This is a genomic window from Aerococcus sp. UBA6277 (assembly GCF_002440555.1).
Classification (GTDB): Bacteria; Bacillota; Bacilli; order Lactobacillales; family Aerococcaceae; genus Aerococcus.
This window is the reverse complement of sequence record NZ_DJUR01000021.1, coordinates 1-19,323: the sequence shown is the minus strand read 5'-3', so window position 1 is coordinate 19,323 and position 19,323 is coordinate 1. Positions and strand designations below refer to the sequence as shown.

18 protein-coding genes and 1 pseudogene are annotated in these 19,323 nt (G+C 40.4%); 17 read left to right on the top strand and 2 right to left on the bottom strand.

Features of this window, described 5'->3' with window-relative positions; translation table 11 throughout:
• Positions 1–205 precede the first annotated feature (205 nt).
• The 3 genes from cysK to B2V22_RS03820 all read left to right on the top strand — a co-directional run bounded on the left by cysK (position 206) and on the right by B2V22_RS03820 (position 2,928).
• Positions 206–1,126 carry a cysteine synthase A gene (gene cysK, locus B2V22_RS03830; RefSeq protein WP_290490660.1) on the top strand — a complete coding sequence of 307 codons (921 nt, stop codon included), beginning with the start codon at positions 206–208 and terminating at the stop codon, positions 1,124–1,126.
• On the top strand, positions 1,116–1,679 hold the full coding sequence (gene epsC, locus B2V22_RS03825) for a serine O-acetyltransferase EpsC (protein ID WP_290490659.1): 564 nt from the start codon (positions 1,116–1,118) through the stop codon (positions 1,677–1,679). The genes cysK and epsC overlap by 11 nt, the downstream gene beginning before the upstream one ends.
• Before the next feature lie 544 nt (positions 1,680–2,223).
• Positions 2,224–2,928 (top strand): class A sortase, encoded by a 705-nt coding sequence (locus B2V22_RS03820; RefSeq protein WP_069286487.1) that lies wholly within the window; start codon positions 2,224–2,226, stop codon positions 2,926–2,928.
• Between the two features lie 69 nt (positions 2,929–2,997).
• On the opposite strand, the gene B2V22_RS03815 is transcribed toward B2V22_RS03820, so the two are convergent.
• Entirely contained in the window at positions 2,998–3,702 is a 705-nt protein-coding gene (locus tag B2V22_RS03815) for an SMI1/KNR4 family protein (protein ID WP_069286488.1), read from the bottom strand.
• A 187-nt stretch (positions 3,703–3,889) separates the two neighbouring features.
• Between B2V22_RS03815 and B2V22_RS03810 the strand changes: the two genes are divergently transcribed.
• The 12 genes and pseudogenes from B2V22_RS03810 (at position 3,890) to B2V22_RS03755 (ending at position 15,561) form a co-directional block, all read left to right on the top strand.
• Positions 3,890–4,606 carry a hypothetical protein gene (locus B2V22_RS03810; RefSeq protein ID WP_225968936.1) on the top strand — a complete coding sequence of 239 codons (717 nt, stop codon included), beginning with the start codon at positions 3,890–3,892 and terminating at the stop codon, positions 4,604–4,606.
• Positions 4,607–4,652: 46 nt separating this feature from the next.
• Positions 4,653–5,705 carry a D-alanine--D-alanine ligase family protein gene (locus tag B2V22_RS03805; RefSeq protein ID WP_290490658.1) on the top strand — a complete coding sequence of 351 codons (1,053 nt, stop codon included), beginning with the start codon at positions 4,653–4,655 and terminating at the stop codon, positions 5,703–5,705.
• A 126-nt stretch (positions 5,706–5,831) separates the two neighbouring features.
• A complete protein-coding gene (locus B2V22_RS03800) occupies positions 5,832–7,232 on the top strand; it encodes a UDP-N-acetylmuramoyl-tripeptide--D-alanyl-D-alanine ligase (RefSeq protein WP_290490657.1) in 1,401 nt (466 codons plus the stop codon).
• Positions 7,233–7,491: 259 nt separating this feature from the next.
• A complete protein-coding gene (locus B2V22_RS03795) occupies positions 7,492–9,024 on the top strand; it encodes a DEAD/DEAH box helicase (protein ID WP_290490656.1) in 1,533 nt (510 codons plus the stop codon).
• Between the two features lie 284 nt (positions 9,025–9,308).
• Entirely contained in the window at positions 9,309–9,683 is a 375-nt protein-coding gene (gene acpS / locus B2V22_RS03790) for a holo-ACP synthase (protein ID WP_290490655.1), read from the top strand.
• A 301-nt stretch (positions 9,684–9,984) separates the two neighbouring features.
• Positions 9,985–11,205 (top strand): ABC transporter ATP-binding protein, encoded by a 1,221-nt coding sequence (locus tag B2V22_RS03785; protein WP_290490654.1) that lies wholly within the window; start codon positions 9,985–9,987, stop codon positions 11,203–11,205.
• Complete coding sequence (locus tag B2V22_RS03780; RefSeq protein WP_290490653.1) at positions 11,205–11,855, top strand: ABC transporter permease; 651 nt, start codon at positions 11,205–11,207, stop codon at positions 11,853–11,855. The genes B2V22_RS03785 and B2V22_RS03780 overlap by 1 nt, the downstream gene beginning before the upstream one ends.
• Positions 11,839–12,822 (top strand): osmoprotectant ABC transporter substrate-binding protein, encoded by a 984-nt coding sequence (locus tag B2V22_RS03775; protein WP_290490652.1) that lies wholly within the window; start codon positions 11,839–11,841, stop codon positions 12,820–12,822. Before B2V22_RS03780 ends, B2V22_RS03775 begins: the two co-directional genes overlap by 17 nt.
• The gene (locus B2V22_RS03770; RefSeq protein WP_290490651.1) at positions 12,822–13,487 is read left to right on the top strand and encodes an ABC transporter permease; all 666 of its coding nucleotides are present in this window, start codon (positions 12,822–12,824) and stop codon (positions 13,485–13,487) included. The genes B2V22_RS03775 and B2V22_RS03770 overlap by 1 nt, the downstream gene beginning before the upstream one ends.
• 27 nt (positions 13,488–13,514) lie before the next feature.
• Positions 13,515–14,033 (top strand): annotated as a pseudogene (locus B2V22_RS03765) (DUF2179 domain-containing protein); the annotation flags it as partial.
• A 343-nt stretch (positions 14,034–14,376) separates the two neighbouring features.
• Positions 14,377–14,871, top strand: a complete 495-nt coding sequence (locus tag B2V22_RS03760) for a QueT transporter family protein (RefSeq protein ID WP_290490649.1) — start codon at positions 14,377–14,379, stop codon at positions 14,869–14,871.
• A gap of 84 nt (positions 14,872–14,955) precedes the next feature.
• Positions 14,956–15,561 (top strand): MBL fold metallo-hydrolase, encoded by a 606-nt coding sequence (locus B2V22_RS03755; protein WP_290490648.1) that lies wholly within the window; start codon positions 14,956–14,958, stop codon positions 15,559–15,561.
• Between the two features lie 97 nt (positions 15,562–15,658).
• Here the strand turns inward: B2V22_RS03755 and cbpA are convergent, their stop codons facing one another.
• Entirely contained in the window at positions 15,659–16,306 is a 648-nt protein-coding gene (gene cbpA, locus B2V22_RS03750; protein ID WP_290490647.1) for a cyclic di-AMP binding protein CbpA, read from the bottom strand.
• A gap of 522 nt (positions 16,307–16,828) precedes the next feature.
• Here cbpA and B2V22_RS03745 point away from each other — a divergent pair.
• A complete protein-coding gene (locus B2V22_RS03745; protein WP_290490646.1) occupies positions 16,829–18,172 on the top strand; it encodes a hemolysin family protein in 1,344 nt (447 codons plus the stop codon).
• Positions 18,173–18,223: 51 nt separating this feature from the next.
• Entirely contained in the window at positions 18,224–18,976 is a 753-nt protein-coding gene (locus tag B2V22_RS03740) for an O-methyltransferase (protein ID WP_290490645.1), read from the top strand.
• Positions 18,977–19,323 lie beyond the last annotated feature (347 nt).

Below are 19,323 nucleotides of genomic sequence, written 5' to 3'. Positions count from 1 at the left end.
CTTGATAGACAAATACAATCAAAATCCTTCAATTATTCATCATCAAAAACTGAGCAAAGCAATTGCTTATGTGCAATGAAAAAGGTACTATTCGGGTAGATAGTTCACTTGTCTTTCAGTTAGAAAACTCTTGAGAAATTCAGAAAAGTATAGCGTGAAAGCAAGTAGTCAAAAAATGATGATAGCTTATATATGGAGGGATTTTATGTTATTTGAAAATATTGTAGACGCGATTGGTTATACACCTTTGGTCAAAATTAATGGTTTGGATGAAGATTCTGCGGATATCTATGTCAAGTTAGAGAAAAATAATCCATCAGGTTCGGTAAAAGACCGTCCCGTAAAATATATTGTCCAAGACTTGTTGGATTCAGGAAAAGTATCAGTTGGCGGAACAATTGTTGAGTCAACTTCTGGTAATACGGGTGTTGGATTAGCTATGGTTGGTGCGGCTTTAGGTATTAATGTCGTGATCGTGATGCCAGAATCAATGAGTATCGAGCGTCGTCAATTGATCCAAGCTTACGGTGCGGAACTGATTTTGACAGATAAATCTGGTGGTATGGCATTGGCTGGTGAAACCGCTGAAAAAGTTGCGGCTGAACGTAATGGTGTGGTCTTTGGTCAATTTACAAACGGAGCCAATGTGACTGCCCACGAGGAAACAACTGCCAAAGAAATCTTAGCTGACTTACCGAATGTTGACGGCTTTGTGGTTGGTATTGGTACTGGTGGTACGGTTTCAGGTGTTGGTCATGTCTTAAAAGAGAAGAATCCAGCTACTGTTGTTTGGGGTGGTGAGCCAAGTGATTCACCGCTATTAACTGAAGGTAAGGCAGGCCCTCATAAGATTCAAGGATTAGGTGCCAACTTTATTCCTAAAGTCTTAGATCAATCTATTTTAGACAAAGTAGCGACTGTTTCAAATGAAGATGCGATTGCGGCAGCCAAAGAATTGGCGACTTCTCAAGGGATTTTCGCTGGTTTCTCTTCAGGTGCTAACTATGTAGCGGCAAAAGAGCTCGCTAAAGAATTAGGTAAAGGCAAGGTTGTTGTCACCGTATTACCAGATTCAGGTGAACGTTACCTATCAACTAGCCAATTCGGTGATGGGCATGCTGAGTGATGAGTTAAACGAAGCGCACCGCGACTTCGCCCAATACATATATGACCACGATCCAGCGCCTCATTCCTTAGAAGAAGTCTTTCTATATCCAGGTTTTCAGGCAGTGGTCCGCCATATCGCAGAGCGAGAACTCTATTTACAAGAAGACTATTATGGTGCCCGGAAAATGGCAGAAGCGACCCGCAAGGATACAGGCATTGAAATCCATCCAGGGGCCCAAATTGGGAAAAACGTCTTTATCGACCACGGCATGGGCGTTGTCATTGGGGAAACGGCTATTGTTGGCGACCGGGTCAAGTTGTACCACGGGGTCACTTTAGGCGGGACTGGTAATGACAAGGGGGCAAAGCGCCATCCGACCATCCAACATGACGTTGAGGTGGGGGCAAACGCCACTGTTTTAGGTAATGTCACTGTTGGCCACCATGCCAAAGTTGGGGCCAATGCTGTTGTAATTCATGATGTGCCACCCTATGCGACGGCCGTTGGGGTGCCTGCCCGCATTATTTTACATGACAAGAATTGGAACCGAATAGGTGAATATAGTATTTAACATAGGAAGTGTGACAAAAGTCACTAAGAATTGAAGCGCTGGACCAAAAGGTGAACATTTACGGCAAGTAATTGGGTATTTTGGGAAGTGTCGGATAATTCTGACTTTTGGCATCCGATACTACAGGTATGCTTGAAATGGGGATAAGTTTCATCATTCTGGGTATATGTGTGGCTAAAACCGCCTTCATCCACAGTAAAATAGGGAAAAGGACACTTTTTAAGGCAAAAGTGTCCTTTTTTGTCTGCGATTTGTGTATGAGTCTGTGGATTTGTGGATAAGTATGTGGGTAAATGGGGTATTCTTGTGTAAAATCTGTGTAGATATCCGGACACTTATCAACAAGCTGTGGGAAACTTTTGTAAAAACGGTTGAAAACTTGATAAATAAGGCTGGTATTATTCAAATGGTGTGAATAAGTTGGTGGAAAGTCAAAAACTTGTCTGTGGATTGAATTTGTGACAAAGGTCTAGATAGCGGATGGTTGGAAAATGTGTCATAATGAGCCTTGAAAATAATGCGAATTGGAAGTAGGTGTCTATTGATGAGAAGAGTGGGCTTTCGTCGGGTTTTAGGACTGATATTATTGGTGATTGGGATAGTCATTATGATCAACCAGGCTTGGCCAGTGGTACAGGTGTATTTAAACCAGCAAGATGTGGCGGTAGCAAATTATACGGCTGAAGAGCTACAAGAAAATGCGTCGGACCAGTCAAATGGCCAGTTTGATTTCAATGAGGTTCGCAATGTGTCGGCAACAGAAGTCAACCAAGTGCGGGCGGACATTGAATCGGGCGAAGCAGACTTGGATGTCCTGGGGGCAGTAGCTATTCCGGATGCCAATTTAAATACCGCAGTCATTAAAGGCATGTCTGATGTAGCCATGGTGTCGGGTGCAGGGACTATGTTCCCAGACCAAGTCATGGGCCAAGGGAATTATACTTTAGCTAGCCACCATATCGGCTACGGGACAGATATCTTACTGAATAACATTTCGGATTCAGTGACGGTTGGGGATAAAATTTACCTGACAGATTTGACCAACGTTTACGTATATGAAACTTTCTTCGTTGAAGCAGTGAATCCTGATCAAGTGCAGTATATTTCGCAAGAAGTGACGGGTAATCCTATTATTACCTTGATGACGTGTACAGCTGATTTGACCCAACGGTGGATTGTGCAAGGGAATTTAACCGAAACAGTGGCTTTCGGTGAGGCGCCTGCTGAAGTGCAAGCATTATTTCAGTAGTGTATCAAAATAATATAGACAAAAAACGGCTAGCCCATTTGAAAGGGTTAGCCGTTTTTGAATAACATCCTATAAGGATAAAATTGATTTGTGGCCTTGGCTGTAAGTGTTCAAGGCTGCTTGGAATTGGTCGAAGGGTTTTGTATCGAAATGAGCCAGCAAGTCTTGCCAGTCATTTTGCCATCCTTGCCCTAAAAGTGGGCCGTAGTCCGCAAGTAGGTCAGCGATTTCTTGGAAAGAATTGGCTTGTAAGATGGCCACATTCACCCGGTGATAGGAGACTAATGTTGGTGCTGGTAGTCCTAAAAAGCGGTGTTCGAATAGGTCTAAAAAGCTAGCAAAGTCGGGCGCTAAAATGCTGACTTGGCCTAAGCCAACATCCATATAGGCTACGGCTGGTTCGCCTTTATCGCTTACTTGACTAAAGTCGAAATAGGCGACGCGGTCGTGGTCTTCGTAAAAGATAATCCCTGTATCTGGAATGTTAGGTCGGTGGACGAAGTCCTTTTGCCTAGTGATGGACGGGATGTGGTAATCGGCGCCTGGTTTTTGTTCGTACATGCCGGCGATATAAGGGATGTAGACGGCGGTAAGAGCGTCTCGACTTGGGCGTTTGCTTGCCACGTAACTGTGTGAGGTATAACCACCATTTTGTTGGTTGACTAGATTATGATAAGAAATTGGTAAATCTGCGACAGAATACCGTTTATATATTGGTGATTTAGGTAAATAAGTGTAAAATTGTTTTTGCAATGGAGATGCAATCAAGTGCATGTTGAAAAGCCTCCTTAAAGATTTGACTATCAATCATTGGTATTTTAAAGCTTTTATCTGACGAAAGATAGTGTTTTGAAACGTAATTTGATAAAATATATACTGGAATAAGAGGTGCACAGCTGTGACAAATGACTATATATACATTTTTACAAACCCTATCTCGAATCAGGTACAATCATTAGGAGTGGGTTTGAAATATTTTACAAGTGCGGTAAATAAAGTACCAAATAACTTGTTACTCATCAAGAACCCAAACCATTTAGGCCGTTTTGATGAATTTACCCGTTTCCATATAGTGAGCGGACACGAGGCTGTGAGAGAATTTATTGATGGCCAAGCTAACGAAGTCCAATCCCAAACCAAATGGATTGATTTTAAATATGAATCCCTATTCCAACAGCTATCTGACCAGGAAATTGCGGAGCTTTTATTTTTAGGCCATACGGATGCACCGTTGAACCAGCCGACTTTCTATAAATTGGGCAACCGATTTACCTTTTTTGGTTCAACCTATCCCAATTCATACCCAACAACTAAAATGTACTACCGAGACATTCACGACTTCTTCAAGCAACTAGGCCACGTCCTAGCGGCCAAGGTGACTGAAGACTTACAGGAGCAAAAGCCCATGTTTTTATTCCGCAAGAAGCCGGTAGTGAAAACAGTCAAGTCAGTCCCCATACCGGCCAAGCCAATTTTGGGTCATCTGGCACGGTTAAGTCACGACGGTATCCTCATTACCTTTGAAGGTGCTGATCATGTTGGCACCAACAAACGGGAATTTCGCGTATACCTCGCTGAAGATAACCCGCGTTTTGTTGAAACAGACAAGGCTTCGCATTTATTATTCGGCCGACTCACCTATGATTTAACAAGCGAAACTTGGGACTTCCAAGCTTAAAAACTGATAGATTTTAATACGACAGACAATCGACGGAGGAATTTTCATGGAAATTATCGTTTTATTCGGTGGAAAAAGTGCGGAGCATGATATTTCTATCTTAACCGCAACAGCCATCATGCAAAAAATTCAATACGATCGCCATAGCGTAACACCGGTATATATTGACCGCCAAGGCCACTGGTTTAAAGGTGAGAACATGACCGAAAAACCAGATGCGCAAGCAAACTTCCGGCTAGACCAAGTGGGCCAAGCGATTGTGCCTACTGACGTTTTGCTAGAAGGGACTGACCAAATCGTTTTCCCAGCACTACACGGACCAAACGGGGAAGACGGGACCATTCAAGGTTTATTCGAAAGTTTAAACGTGGCTTACGTTGGTGCAGGCGTCTTAGCGTCGGCGGCTGGTATGGATAAGATTGTCTCAAAACACTTGTTCAACCAAGCGGGCTTACCGCAAGTGCCATTTGTGGACCTAACTTCATACGAATGGGAGAAAAACCAGGAAGTGGCCATTGAAAAAGTAACCAATGAACTGGCCTACCCAGTATTTGTGAAACCAGCCAATATGGGGTCAAGTGTTGGGGTATCTGAAGCGATTGATGATGCTTCATTATTAGCAGCCTTAACCTTAGCCTTCCGTTATGACCGCCGTGTCTTAGTTGAAACCAGCGTGCAAAATCCGCGTGAAGTGGAACTAGCAGTCTTGGGGAACGACGAAGTTTTCGTTTCATTACCTGGTGAATTGGCAAAAGGGCAAGGTTTCTACAACTATGAAGAGAAATACTTGAACAATACCACTGAGATGATCATTCCTGCAGCGATTGACGAGCCAACGGTGGCGAAATTGCAAGACTATGCACGTAAGGCTTACTTAGCCCTAGACGGTTCGGGTTTATCACGAACGGACTTTTTCCTAACTGAATCTGGGGAAATTTATATTAACGAGGTCAATACTTTGCCAGGATTCACCCAATTTTCTATGTACCCAGCTTTATGGGAAGCGAGCGGCAAGTCATATGCTGATTTATTAGAAGAATTGATTCAATTAGGGTTAAGTCGCTATAATAAGAAGCAAAGTATTCAGCAGTCACTCTAGTCACTGTAGCAAGTCTGATAGGATACCTTAAATAAGTAGTCTAAATAGTCACTAAATCACAGAAGCGATTACAGCTAAGGCGCTGGATGCAAGAATGAGCGACCTTTAGTAGTTAGAGAGGCAAGTATGAAACCCACACAAATTAAAGATATCGTAAAAGCTGTTGAGGCAATTGATTTCACATCAACAGCTCGGTTTACAGAAATTGATTCAGTCGAATTCGATTCACGATTAATTACCCCAGGTGCTTTGTTTGTACCCTTGAAAGGTGCGACAGATGGCCATTCTTATATTGATAAAGCCATTGAAAACGGGGCCGTTGCGGCCCTATGGTCCAACGACCCCAATGAAGCGCCTGTTGGTTTTCCAATTATTCAAGTAGAAGATACCCTGGTTGCCATGCAGGCGCTTGCCAAGGCTTACCTAGGATGGATCAAGCCGAAAGTGGTTGGCATTACCGGTTCTTCTGGGAAAACAACCACCAAAGATATGACAGCAGCAGCCCTATCGACGGCCCTAAAAGTCCACAAGACAAACGGTAACTACAACAATGATATTGGTTTACCTAAAACCATCCTAGATATGCCAGAAGATACAGACGTCATTGTCCTAGAAATGGGAATGTCAGGTGCTGGTGAGATTTCCTTCTTGAGTAAATTGGCGGAGCCGGATGTTGTGGTCATTACCATGATTGGGGAAAACCACATCGAATTCCTAGGGTCACGGGAAAATATTGCCAAGGCTAAGTTGGAAATTTTAGATGGCTTGAAAGAAGAAGGGACCTTTATTTACCCGGGGGATGAGCCTTTAATTGTCGACCAAATGCCAACCGATTTACCGCAATCGACTTTAACAATTGGCTTAAATGATGATCAAGATATCTTCGCCTTTGACGTGATGATGGACCAATTCCAATCGACCTTCTATACCAATTTGTCACCTGAATTAAAAATGGAAATTCCTTTATCAGGTGGCTATAACGTACAGAACGCCTTATATGCCTTAGGGGTTGCCTACTCATTTGGTTTATCAATGGAGCAAGTCCGTCCTAATTTAGCTGAATTTTCAATTACGGCTGATCGTGGTTCATGGGAACGTGGAATTTTAGATACGCAAATCTTGAATGATACGTACAATGCCAGCCCTTCAGCCATGAAAGCTGTCATCCGAAACTTCTCAGCCATTGCTTCAAAAGGTATGTCTCAAAAGATTTTAGTCTTAGGAGACATGTTAGAACTGGGTGCTTTCTCTGATGAATTGCACAGAGAGATTGCTACTGTGATTGGTTTGAATACCTTCAAGCATGTCTTTTTATATGGACCGCGCATCAAACCCCTAGTGGATGCTTTGCTCGAAAAGGGAATGCATCCAGATTTAATTACCTATATTGAGTCAGACAAGGAAGCCTTGATTGAACAAGTTAAAGCCATTTTGCAAGCAGAGGACAAGGTCTTAGTGAAGGCAAGTAATGGGATGGGCTTAATTGAGGTGGTGGAAGCGTTAAGAATCGCTTCACCTGAAGAATAATAAACCTTAAGCCCCTTCACCACTAATATTAAACTCTAGTGAGATTTGTGCTTTTCGTTTGTACCTCGCCTTTAGATGTGCTATAGTATCCTAGCTTGAGTATGTTTAGAGGAGTAGCGGAGATTCTGCTACTAAAGTAATCAATATCAGTTGGAAATAGTCGAGCCTGATGCATTTGGCATACTCGGCTATTTTTGTTATGTGGAAAGCTTTTTCACAGAGATAAATAGTTCACTCAAGTAGAAAAAGGAGAGACTAGATGAAATTTAATGAAATGAATCTATCAAAGCCACTGCTTCGCGCGATCGAAGAGATGGGTTTTGAGGAAGCAACACCCATCCAAGCACAAACGATTCCGATGGCACTTGAGGGGAAAGATGTCTTTGGACAGGCCCAAACAGGTACTGGTAAAACAGCTGCTTTTGGTTTGCCATTACTAGAAAAAGTTCATGAAAATGGTGGCGTACAAGCCCTAATTATTGAACCAACTCGTGAATTAGCTGTGCAAACAGGTGAAGAATTATACCGCCTTGGTAAATTTAAAGGTATCCACACAACAACTGTATACGGTGGTGCGTCAATCGGACACCAAATCAAATTATTGAAGAAAAACCCACCAGTTGTAATTGGTACACCAGGTCGTATCTTAGACCTTATCAAACGTGGTGTATTGAAATTAAACAATGTGGAAACTTTGGTATTAGATGAAGCAGACGAAATGTTGAAAATGGGCTTTGTTGAAGATATCGAATCAATTATTCGTGAATTACCAACAGAACGCCAAACACTACTTTTCTCTGCAACAGTACCGCAAGAAATCAAACGTATTGCGGATAACTTCATGAAGGACCCAGCAACTGTTCATATCAAAACAAAACAAATGACTGCGGACTTAATTGATCAATATTACACACGTTGCAAAGACTACGAAAAATTCGACTTGTTAACACGTTTTATCGATGTGCATAATCCTGAATTGTCAATCGTTTTCGCCCGTACAAAACGTCGCGTTGACGAAGTGGCACGTGGATTAATTGAACGTGGTTACTCAGCTGAAGGTATCCACGGTGACTTAAGCCAAGATAAACGTTTAGGGGTTTTACGTAACTTCAAAAATGGTAAATTAGATATCTTAGTAGCGACAGACGTTGCTGCACGTGGTTTAGATATTTCAGGCGTAACACATGTTTACAACTTCGATATTCCACAAGACCCTGAATCATATGTTCACCGTATTGGTCGTACAGGTCGTGCTGGTAAAGAAGGTATGTCAGTAACATTCGTTACAGGTAACGAAATGTCTTACTTACGTACAATTGAAGACCTAACCAAGAAACAAATGTCTGCCCTACGTCCACCTACGACACAAGAAGCCTTCCGTGGCCAATTAGCAAATGTAGTTGAAATCGTTAAAGAGTTAACTGAAGTTGACGATACAGACATGTACCAAGATGCGATTACTTACTTATCAGAAAACTATACTGAAGACGAAATTGCCTTAGCATTAGTTCGTTCATTAGTGAAAGATCCTTCTTCTGTAAAAGTAGAAATCACACCAGAACGTCCATTACCAAACCGTAACAAACGTAACTTCCACCGTAATGCGTCAAACCGCAAAAATAATGGTGGCGGAAACCGTGACCGTAACGGTAAAGGTGGCTACAAAGGTGACCGAAAAGGTGGCTACAAAGGTAACGCTAAGGACAAGAACCGTAACAACTATGACCGTAAAAAATCAAACGGTGGTAACAAACAATCAAAAGGCAAATCAGCAGAATTTAAAATTCGTTAGTAAGCTGTGACAAAAGTCGTTTAGACTTGTAACGTGCTGGAGCAAAAGCCGAATAAGCACTGTAAGTGTTTAGCGTATTTTGTGAAGCGTCGACTGAGTCTGATGTTTGGCGCCCGATGATAGTGCAAAGTTTAAAAGACTAGCATTCAATCCCTTAAAGACTTTCGACCCAATCAAACAGGTAAATGAGGTTAAATAACTTCATTTGCCTGTTTTTTTGCTTACCATAAAGGTGCAGTTTTGCAATAAATAGACTAAAATATAAGTAAATAGTTATTTAATAGATGATAGGAAGAGGTCCCATGATTATTGGTTTAGGAACAGATTTAGTTGAAACTGCACGGATTAAGGAGGCGATTGCCAACAACGCACGTTTTGTCGGTAAATTACTCACAGATCAAGAACTGAGCACTTATCAAGAGATTCATAATGAAAAACGGCAGATAGAGTTTATTGCTGGCCGTTGGGCCGCCAAAGAAGCTTTCGCTAAAGCATACGGAACAGGTATTTCAAGTCAGCTGCATTTTCACGATATTGAAGTCTCTAACGATGACCAACGTAAACCCCTCATTATTTGCAATAAGGTCACAAGTCCGATTCATATCACCATCAGCCATACCGACCACTATGCGACCGCAACTGTCATCATTGAAGCGTAACTAGTAAAAGATGAAACTCAACCATCTTTTCGCATAATAAATACTAGATAGAACAGTTTTCACTATTTTTACATTTCAAGTATACAAAAATTGTATATTTAAAAATTCAATTTTTAGTCATTAAAAAGGTGAACAATTCCTTATAACTTATACAATGTTATTGCAAAGTTAACTTCTTATAAAAGTGGATTTGTCGCCTTTTTGTCCAATAAATCGATATATATTTGGTCATCTTTTCAAATTTTGATAGAGTTAAAAGAGACTTTTTCTATAAAAAGGCAAAAATTAGGAGGATTAAGTGATGATAGAATTCAAGAATGTCGAAAAGGTATATCCAGGGGGCACAACCGCTGTAAAAGATGCCTCTTTGACAATTGATGATGGTGAGTTTGTATGTTTCATTGGGACTTCAGGTTCCGGTAAGACAACAGCGCTACGGATGATTAACCGTATGCACGATCCATCAGGCGGGGAAATTCTGATTGACGGCGAAGCAACAACTTCAAAAGATCCAGTAGAATTACGCCGCGGAATTGGCTATGTAATCCAACAAACAGGATTGATGCCACATATGACTGTATACGACAACATCGTAACAGTGCCTCGTTTACTTAAATGGGATGAGAAGAAAAACAGAGATATTGCAGAACGTTTAATGAACCGAGTTGAGTTGCCTGTAGAATACTTAGACCGCTACCCAAGCGAGTTATCAGGTGGACAACAACAACGTATTGGGGTTATCCGTGCCTTAGCAGCCAATCCAAAAATCGTTTTAATGGATGAACCATTTGGTGCCTTGGACCCAATTACCCGTGATGCATTACAAGAACTGGTAAAAGAGCTACAAGTGGAATTTGGTTCAACTTTCGTGTTCGTAACCCATGATATGGATGAAGCCCTAAACTTAGCTGACCGTATTGCGGTATGGCATGAAGGTGACTTGATTCAATACGATACACCAGATGAAATCTTACGTAATCCAGCTAATGAACATGTACGTGGTTTCTTAGGTGAAGACCGCTTAATGCAAGCACAAACTGATTTCATTACGGTAAAAGAAATCATGATTACTACACCGTTAACAGCTACTTTAGGGATGTCTTTAGGTAAAGCCATTACCATCATGCGCGACAATCATGTCGATTCATTATTTGTAATCGATGATGAACACCATCTAAAAGGGCTATTAACCTTAAATGACGTGGCTTCAAGTGGTGCCAACACCAGCTTATCTGTAGCTGACGTTATGCATACTAACATTCGCCCAGTGTCTGAGGATGCTTTAGTACAAGATACAACTACACAAATCCTAAAAGGGCGTATTCCTAACATGCCAGTGGTTGACCGGGAAGGCCGTTTAACTGGTCTGGTTACCCGTTCAGCATTAGTAAACCTTGTTTACAACTCAATTTGGGGTGATGAGGAAGAAATTGACAAGTTAACGGATGAACCCGTATTTGAAAATGCAGAAACAACAGCAGTTCACCCAATTGATGCGCCTACTGAAGGAGCTGATAAATAATGCAAGAGTTTATTGCCAGCCAAGGTAGTGAAGTCATTCGCCTACTTTGGGAGCATATTTACATGTCACTGATTTCCTTAGGTTTAGGTGTGATTGTGGCTGTACCTTTAGGTATCTTCCTTTCACAAGTACCAAAAGTAGCTAATGTAGTGATTGCTATTGTGTCAGTTATGCAAACAATTCCAACGCTAGCGCTTTTAGCTTTAATGATTCCTTTCCTAGGTGTTGGTAAGGTGCCGGCAATTGTCGCCTTATTTATCTACTCGCTATTACCAATTCTCCGTAATACTTACTTAGGGATGTCAAACGTAAACCCAGACTTATTAGATGCCGCTAAAGGGATGGGGTTGAAACGAATGCAAATTATTCGCCAAGTACAACTACCACTTGCGGTACCAGTTATTATGGCCGGTATCCGTCTATCAACTGTTTACGTTATCGCCTGGACAACACTAGCTTCTTATATCGGTGGTGGTGGTCTAGGGGACATGATCTTTAACGGATTGAATCTATTTAGACCAGACTTAATTTTAGGTGGTACGATTCCTGTAACCATCCTTGCGGTCATTGTTGACTTAGTGATGGCACGTATAGAGGAATGGGTTACACCAACAACCTCTTCTAAGAAAGGAGATGAATCACTTGCGTAAAATGAAATATCTTAAGACATCCATTGTTGCTGTCTTATCGACAATTATTTTAACAGCTTGTTCATTACCTGGATTAGGTGGGTCATCTGAAAACGGGATTTCCATTGTTTCTGGGTCAACAACAGAACGTCTAATCTTAGGGCATATCGTTGAAGGTATGGTTAACCATTATACGGATGCACCAACAAATATTATTCCCAACTTAGGGTCATCAACGATGAACCATCAAGCGCTTGAAACAGGTGATGCCAACGTATCAGCGGTAAACTATACCGGGACATCACTAACAGGTGAGTTGGGTATGGAAGCTGAAACGGATCCAGATTTGGCCTTAGAAACAGTTATTTCAGAATTCGAGTCGCAATATGATATGCATTGGTATACACCAGGTTATGGTTTTGCTAACACATATGCCTTCATGGTTCGCCGTGAAGATGCAGAAGAGTACGGCTTAGAAACTGTATCTGACTTGGAAGAATATGCGGATGAGTTTTCAGTTGGGGTAGATAATACCTGGTTAAATCGTGAAGGTGATGGATATGAAGCCTTTAAAGAAGTCTATGATTTTGATTTCTCAGAGTTATACCCAATGACAATCGGGTTAGTTTACTCAGCAGTCTCTTCTGGTGAAGTAGACGTTGTATTAGGTTACTCTACTGATGGTCGCATTATTTCCGAAGACTTAGTTGTACTTGAGGATGACAAACGTCTTTTCCCACCATATGATGGGGCACCAGTTGCAACTAATGAAGTGCGCGAAGAGTTCCCTGAATTGGATGATATTTTCCAAAAATTAGCTAATAAAATATCGGATGAAACAATGCAAGAGTTAAACTTCCAAAGTGACCAGTATTTATTAGAACCACAGACTGTTGCAGAACGCTTTTTAGAAGAGAACAACTATTTTGAAGATGCAGAACCTTATATTGAACCAGTGTCGCAAGATAATTTAGGAGGTGAAGAGTAATGGTAGACGTTACACAATTAAACTTATCTGAGCAAATCGTGTATTACTTCCAACAAAATGGGATGTATCTATTATCACAATTCTTCCGCCAACTATTGATGACTTCTTACGGGGTAGTCTTCGCGATCATGGTGGCCGTACCATTAGGTTTCTTTATTGCCCACAAACGTAAAACGTCTGGCTTTATCTTAGGTTTAGCCAACATTATTCAAACTGTGCCGAACTTAGCTTTGCTTTCAGTAGTCATGTTAGTGATGGGTCTAGGACCTAACTTGGTTGTGTTTACCATTTTCTTATACTCAATCTTACCAATTCTACGAAATACTTATACTGGTGTGATCAGTGTAGATGATACAATGGTAGATGTTGGTAAAGGGATGGGGATGACCCCTTGGCAAGTGATTTATAAAGTTGAACTGCCACTAGCACTGTCAGTTATCATGGGTGGTATCCGTAATGCCTTTATTACAGGTATCGGGATTTCTACAATCGGTACATTCGTTGGTGCCGGTGGACTTGGTGACGTGTTGCAACGTGGTGTAAATGCGTCAGAGGGTACATCTATCATCATCGCAGCAGTGATTCCAATCTCACTTATGTCAATCCTAGCTGACTGGTTGTTAGGACTAATTGAGAAACGATTGGACCCGTCATCAACCAAATAATCTAGCAATAAATGAAAGGATGAGTCTATGGATTGGAGCTTACTACTGCAAATCTTTCTCATCAACTTGGTATACATCATGTTGAATACCATTCGGACCCTATTGACCATGCGCGGTTATCAAAAAATCGCGCCAATCATAGCCGTTGTAGAGGTAACGGTTTATACATTAGGGCTATCCATGGTAATGCAATACCTATCAAATCCGATTTACCTGATCGTCTACGCATTAGGATTCGGTGTAGGAATTTATTGCGGAATGATGATTGAAACCAAACTCGCACTGGGCTACTCAGTTGTCGAAGTTTACGTGCAAAATGACGACCATACCCTAGCTAACGCCTTACGTGAACGTGGCTACGGGGTAACCATTCAAGTAGGTTACGGCCGTGACGGTGATCGGCTGATCCTAACGATCCTGACACCGCGGTCAAATGAAGTCTATTTGCACCGGACTATTGATGAAATTGATCCCAAAGCATTCTACCTATCTTATGATGCCAAATATATCCATGGCGGTTTCTGGTCTAAACGGGTAAACCCGCGTTTGATCAAACGATCAAAAGTCAAAGATCAACAAAACGACAATATCGTGGTTGAGGAAGTAGAATCAAGAGAAGAATATGTAGAGGAAACAGGTTACTTATTCGATGAAGAGGTCAACCAAGAAACAAAAGATCCTTCATTTGAACAAGATTTAGATGGAAAATCTGATCAGAAAGCAAATGAAAAATAAGTAGCAAAAAAAGCAGTGATTGACAACAAAGTCCGTCACTGCTTTTTTATAGGCAAAATAGCGCTATTTCTATCTTGTATTATGCCCAATGTTACTGTATTTTTATAACTGTTGTTCGCAAACATCCAACAGAAAAAAACTAGGAGGCATTTTTATGAAAACAAGAAAATTGGTGAACTCAGCTATGATCACCGCGATTTACATCGTTTTAATGTATTTCGTCCAACCTTTAGGATTCGGTGCCATTCAATTCCGCGTATCAGAGGGCTTGAATCACTTAGCCGTTTTTCACAAAGACTACAAATGGGGCGTCGTACTGGGCGTATTCCTAGCTAACCTGATGTTCTCGGCATCTCTAGGTATTTACGATATCGTATTTGGGACACTGCACACTTTGCTATCATTCTTAGTGGCCGAGTACCTATTCAGATTCGCTAAAGACACCAAACAACGCATGATCATCCTCAGTCTGGTCTTCTCAGTCATGATCTTCATCATCGCGCTAGAATTATTCTGGGTGATCCAACTTCCATTCTGGTTGACATACTTTACTACGTTCTTAAGTGAAATCATCATTATGGGGATCACCGCACCATTATTCTACTACTTAGACAAACGCCTAAACTTCAGAAAATTGATGGAAGGGTAATTGTTTGTCCTTTAGAGGGTTGATTGCTAAAATATGTAAAGAAAGACACTATGTGACCGTCTAATAAAGGTGGAGGGATAACGGATGCAAGTATATCAATTAACAGTAGGACCTGTCCAAGAACATCCTTACTTTATCGTCAAAGACAACAAGGATACACTGGTCATTGATCCTGGTGACCAAGTAGAAACAATCGAAGAACTGATTGCAGAAAACCAGTTAAATCCAGTAGCGATTCTCTTGACCCACGCCCATTTCGACCATATCGGTGCCGTAGAAGACATTCGCGAGCGGTATAACATTAATGTATGGCAACATATCATCGAAGCCGACTGGTTGGAAGACAAGCAAACCAGAATGCCAAAAACCCGTACCCATTATTGGGACAAAATGGGGCAACAATCCATTGCTGGCTTCACTTTTAAAACTGCACACGTACCAGGGCATTCCCCAGGATCCGTTGTATATATTTTTGAGGAAGACGGCTTCGTCGTTGCTGGCGATACCCTATTCAAAGGAACCATTGGTCGAACTGACTTAGACCATGGTGACAAAGATGTATTAATTACCGGTATCAAGCGACATTTGTTGACCTTACCGGATGAAACGCAAGTTCTTCCAGGGCACGGTGAAATTACTACAATTGGTCAGGAACAAGCGACCAATCCATTTTTACAGGGCAATCTCTAAAATAGAAACAATCCTTATATAAGCAAAGAAAAACCTAGTCCATTGACGCCATTACGGTAGTCAAAGGGCTAGGTTTTCTTGTGTCAAAATGTACACCTTAGCTTAAGGCGATTGATTTAGTATTACCAACAGAAAGAATCTTATAATTCTTCCGTTCAATCCTTGAGATAATTTTCTCAAGCGACTGATGTGAACAGTCACCTTTTAATGAAATGATGATATTTGATAAGTCAGTTTTCGGATCAACAGTCGTAACCACCGTCTTGATAGAAGCAAAGCGACCGATAATACGGGAAATGACTGCTAAAGCACCTTGGTCTTCTTGGTTTGCTTGAATCGTTAAGACAAAACCGTCCTCATCCAAAGACCAAGCCTTGAACAAACCGCGCTCATAAGCACGGTGAGTTAGGATGCCATAGAAAGTATGGTCTTCGTTCAAGACACTGATATAAGGTAGGTCCCGAATGGCAAAAATGGTTTGGAAAAGGGTTGAATTGGTATAGATGTATTTCGTTGCATTCTTTAAATGATGGGTAACCGATACATCTAAAGACTCGCCATTTAAAAGTCTCTTGTAAATGTGTTGTCGGTAAATGTTTCCGCGATACATCGTTCCGGACTGACTTAAGATCGGCAGGGACCGGAAATTATATTCTTTCATAATGTCTAAGGCTTCTTGTAAGGTATTAGCCTCGGTGACATATTTAACGTCCTCCCGCTTGATACTTAGTTCCCGGATGTTCATATGTATGACCTCGCTCTTTCATTATATTCATTTTCGACCCAATTATACCATAAAGATGGCAAAATCATGCTAAAGATTATAGTAAGGTTAGAAGGTTGCGAAAATTGTTGCAGGTATTGTACAACATGTTGCATGGGTAGCATCTAAAAGTACGCCGAATATTCATTTCTGCGTAAACGAAATCCCTACAAATTAGGTACCAGTGAACCATCCATTCGCTTTAGCTGATGTACCTCACCTACAAACTTACATTAAAGCTTACGATGGTAAAGAATTCAACCTGGTTTAATTGAACAGAGTTAGTATCTGTAAAGATGAGGATTATTTGTTTTCTATACAACTTCTTTAGTTTGTTGGGTTTCTCCTTTTTGTCAAAACTGTTAGTCAAAAAGCTTGAAAATAGGATGAAGTCCGCAATCTTTAGCCATACTTATAAGTTGAATCTTGCCTTTTAAACCTAGGGGTTGTATACTAAAATTAGATTATTGTACATACATATAATAAAGGAGAGAATTCGACATTATGGGAGATCCTGGGGCCTCAAACGTAGGGGGACAGATATTATTAATTATTATTTTAACATTGGTGAATGCCTTCCTAGCAGGAGCTGAAATGGCCTTTGTATCTGTTAACCATTCAAAACTAGAAACTATGGCAGAAGAAGGAGATATAAAATCTCAAAAAGTAATAAAACTTCTTGAAAACTCTGATGATTTCTTATCAACGATTCAAGTAGGGATTACTTTTGCTGGTTTCTTCTCATCTGCAGCAGCGTCTACGACCTTCGTTTCTTATTTAGAGCCGTATCTATCTGGTATTCCAGCAGGTGAAACAATTGCTACAGCAGCTGTAACCTTAATCTTGTCATACTTCACATTGGTATTAGGTGAGTTATATCCAAAACAACTAGCCTTACAAGTACCTGAATCGTATGCACGACAATCAGCTGGTATTATTTCGGTGTTAAAAGCATTCTTCAAACCTTTCGTATGGTTGCTAACAGCATCAACAAATGTATTGAAGAAAATAACTCCACTCGAGTTTTCTGAAGACAGCCAACAATTTACTCGTGAAGAAATTCAAGGGATTATTAATTCCTCACGTCGTGAAGGTGTAATTGATAGTGATGAGTTCCAAATGATGCAAGGTGTATTATCTTTGGATACTAAATTGGCTAGAGAGGTAATGACTCCTCGTACTGATACCTTTATGGTAGATATTGAAGATGACAACCAAGAAATCGTAAATGAAATCTTAAGCTCCCAATATTCTCGTGTGCCAGTCTATAAAGATGATAAAGATGACATTGTTGGAATTATCCATACAAAAGATATTTTACGTGAAGCGCGTAAAGTAGGTTTTGAAAATATCGAAATCACTAACGTTGTTAAACCAGCTTTCTTTGCACCGGAAACAAGCTTTATTGATGATTTACTATTAGACTTTAAGAAAAACCATCAACATCTAGCCATCCTCAAAGATGAATATAATGGTGTAGTTGGTTTGGTTACCCTAGAAGACTTAATCGAAGAAATCGTCGGGGACATTGAAGATGAGTATGATGAAATTTCACATCTTTACAAACGTATCAATGACACTACTTACATTATTAATGGAATCATGCCAATCGATAAGTTTAACCACTTATTCAAAACAAACGTAGAATCCGATGAGTCAGATACCATTGCAGGTTACATGATTGAAATTCTAGGTTACTTCCCTGAAGACCGAGCAGAAGAAGTGATCCGAATTGAAAATTATAAGCTAATGACCACGGCAGTTGAAAATGGACGTATCCGAGGTATCCAAGTTAAGAAATTGGATATCGATGAATTAGCTGAAGAAGAAGTAGAAGAAAATAAATAGCATTAAAAAGTTCGGAATCTTTCCGGACTTTTTTCAACTAAAGGAGTAAATATGACTGAAGTAAATCAAGCAAATCAAATAAATGAAACGAAAGAAAAAGTAGTGCAAAATGAAATGATGGACCGCCCAGTAGTAGAATCAGGCGTATTAAACTTCATGCGTACTGGACAAAACGACTTTCCAGCACCACTAAAAGAATTAGAAGATTACGCCCATGAAAACCGCGTACCAGTAATCCCTCATGAAACAGCAGTTTTCTTAGATTTTCTATTAAGTGTTAAACAACCAAGGAAAATTCTAGAAATCGGTATGGCCATCGGATTCTCTGGATCGTTAATGGTTTATGACCATCCTGAAAGATCCTTAGATACCATCGATCGTTATGACAAAATGATTGCTGCTGCTAAAGTCAACTTTAAAAAATTAGGTGTAACACACCAAGTAACTATCCACGAAGGTGACGCCAAAGATGTATTGCCAACTCTAGAAACTAAATATGACTTTGCCTTATTAGATTCAGCGAAAGCAAAATACTTTGACTTCTTCCCATTAATCATGGACCGACTAGAAGTTGGTGGCATCTTGATGATTGACGATATCTTCCAAGGTGGTACAGTCTTTAATGGATTGGACACCATTCCAAAACGTGTTCGTAAAATCCATAAAAAATTAAATCTACTTTTAGAGGAAGTGGTGGGTCATCCAAACTTAAAAACCTCTGTCTTACCTCTAGGTGATGGTGTCTTACTTGTAGAGAAGATTGATGATACAGATTTCTCCTACTTGTTAGAGAAAAACTTCTAATAAATAATATAGATAGAAATCAAGTCGTGGAGGAACTTCACGGCTTTTTTTCTTAATCTGAAATTTGCGAAAGGAAAATTTGTTAAATATTTTTAATTCGAAACCATTGACTTTGAAAGAATAGGGTGGTAATATAAATATCCAATAGCGGAGACGACATTTTGCGTTAAACACTATTGAAAAATAAATATTGACTTGAATCTAAAACTGAGTTACTATGTAAAAGTTGCTTGTTGATGAAACATCAAGTCAAGTAATATGATATTCAAGTCGTCAACACGACATCGTTTGTATGAAACATCAAAAAAACTTTTTGTTGACAAATGTCGAATGAAGATGATATGATA

What these genes read in the sequence shown, in the direction of transcription:
- cysK (WP_290490660.1), top strand. Translation starts at nt 206, where the DNA reads ATGTTATTTGAAAATATTGTAGACGCGATTGGTTATACACCTTTGGTC.
- epsC (WP_290490659.1), top strand. Translation starts at nt 1,116, where the DNA reads ATGCTGAGTGATGAGTTAAACGAAGCGCACCGCGACTTCGCCCAATAC.
- B2V22_RS03820 (WP_069286487.1), top strand. Translation starts at nt 2,224, where the DNA reads ATGAGAAGAGTGGGCTTTCGTCGGGTTTTAGGACTGATATTATTGGTG.
- B2V22_RS03815 (WP_069286488.1), bottom strand. Translation starts at nt 3,702, where the DNA reads ATGCACTTGATTGCATCTCCATTGCAAAAACAATTTTACACTTATTTA.
- B2V22_RS03805 (WP_290490658.1), top strand. Translation starts at nt 4,653, where the DNA reads ATGGAAATTATCGTTTTATTCGGTGGAAAAAGTGCGGAGCATGATATT.
- B2V22_RS03800 (WP_290490657.1), top strand. Translation starts at nt 5,832, where the DNA reads ATGAAACCCACACAAATTAAAGATATCGTAAAAGCTGTTGAGGCAATT.
- B2V22_RS03795 (WP_290490656.1), top strand. Translation starts at nt 7,492, where the DNA reads ATGAAATTTAATGAAATGAATCTATCAAAGCCACTGCTTCGCGCGATC.
- acpS (WP_290490655.1), top strand. Translation starts at nt 9,309, where the DNA reads ATGATAGGAAGAGGTCCCATGATTATTGGTTTAGGAACAGATTTAGTT.
- B2V22_RS03785 (WP_290490654.1), top strand. Translation starts at nt 9,985, where the DNA reads ATGATAGAATTCAAGAATGTCGAAAAGGTATATCCAGGGGGCACAACC.
- B2V22_RS03780 (WP_290490653.1), top strand. Translation starts at nt 11,205, where the DNA reads ATGCAAGAGTTTATTGCCAGCCAAGGTAGTGAAGTCATTCGCCTACTT.
- B2V22_RS03775 (WP_290490652.1), top strand. Translation starts at nt 11,839, where the DNA reads ATGAATCACTTGCGTAAAATGAAATATCTTAAGACATCCATTGTTGCT.
- B2V22_RS03770 (WP_290490651.1), top strand. Translation starts at nt 12,822, where the DNA reads ATGGTAGACGTTACACAATTAAACTTATCTGAGCAAATCGTGTATTAC.
- B2V22_RS03760 (WP_290490649.1), top strand. Translation starts at nt 14,377, where the DNA reads ATGAAAACAAGAAAATTGGTGAACTCAGCTATGATCACCGCGATTTAC.
- B2V22_RS03755 (WP_290490648.1), top strand. Translation starts at nt 14,956, where the DNA reads ATGCAAGTATATCAATTAACAGTAGGACCTGTCCAAGAACATCCTTAC.
- cbpA (WP_290490647.1), bottom strand. Translation starts at nt 16,306, where the DNA reads ATGAACATCCGGGAACTAAGTATCAAGCGGGAGGACGTTAAATATGTC.
- B2V22_RS03745 (WP_290490646.1), top strand. Translation starts at nt 16,829, where the DNA reads ATGGGAGATCCTGGGGCCTCAAACGTAGGGGGACAGATATTATTAATT.
- B2V22_RS03740 (WP_290490645.1), top strand. Translation starts at nt 18,224, where the DNA reads ATGACTGAAGTAAATCAAGCAAATCAAATAAATGAAACGAAAGAAAAA.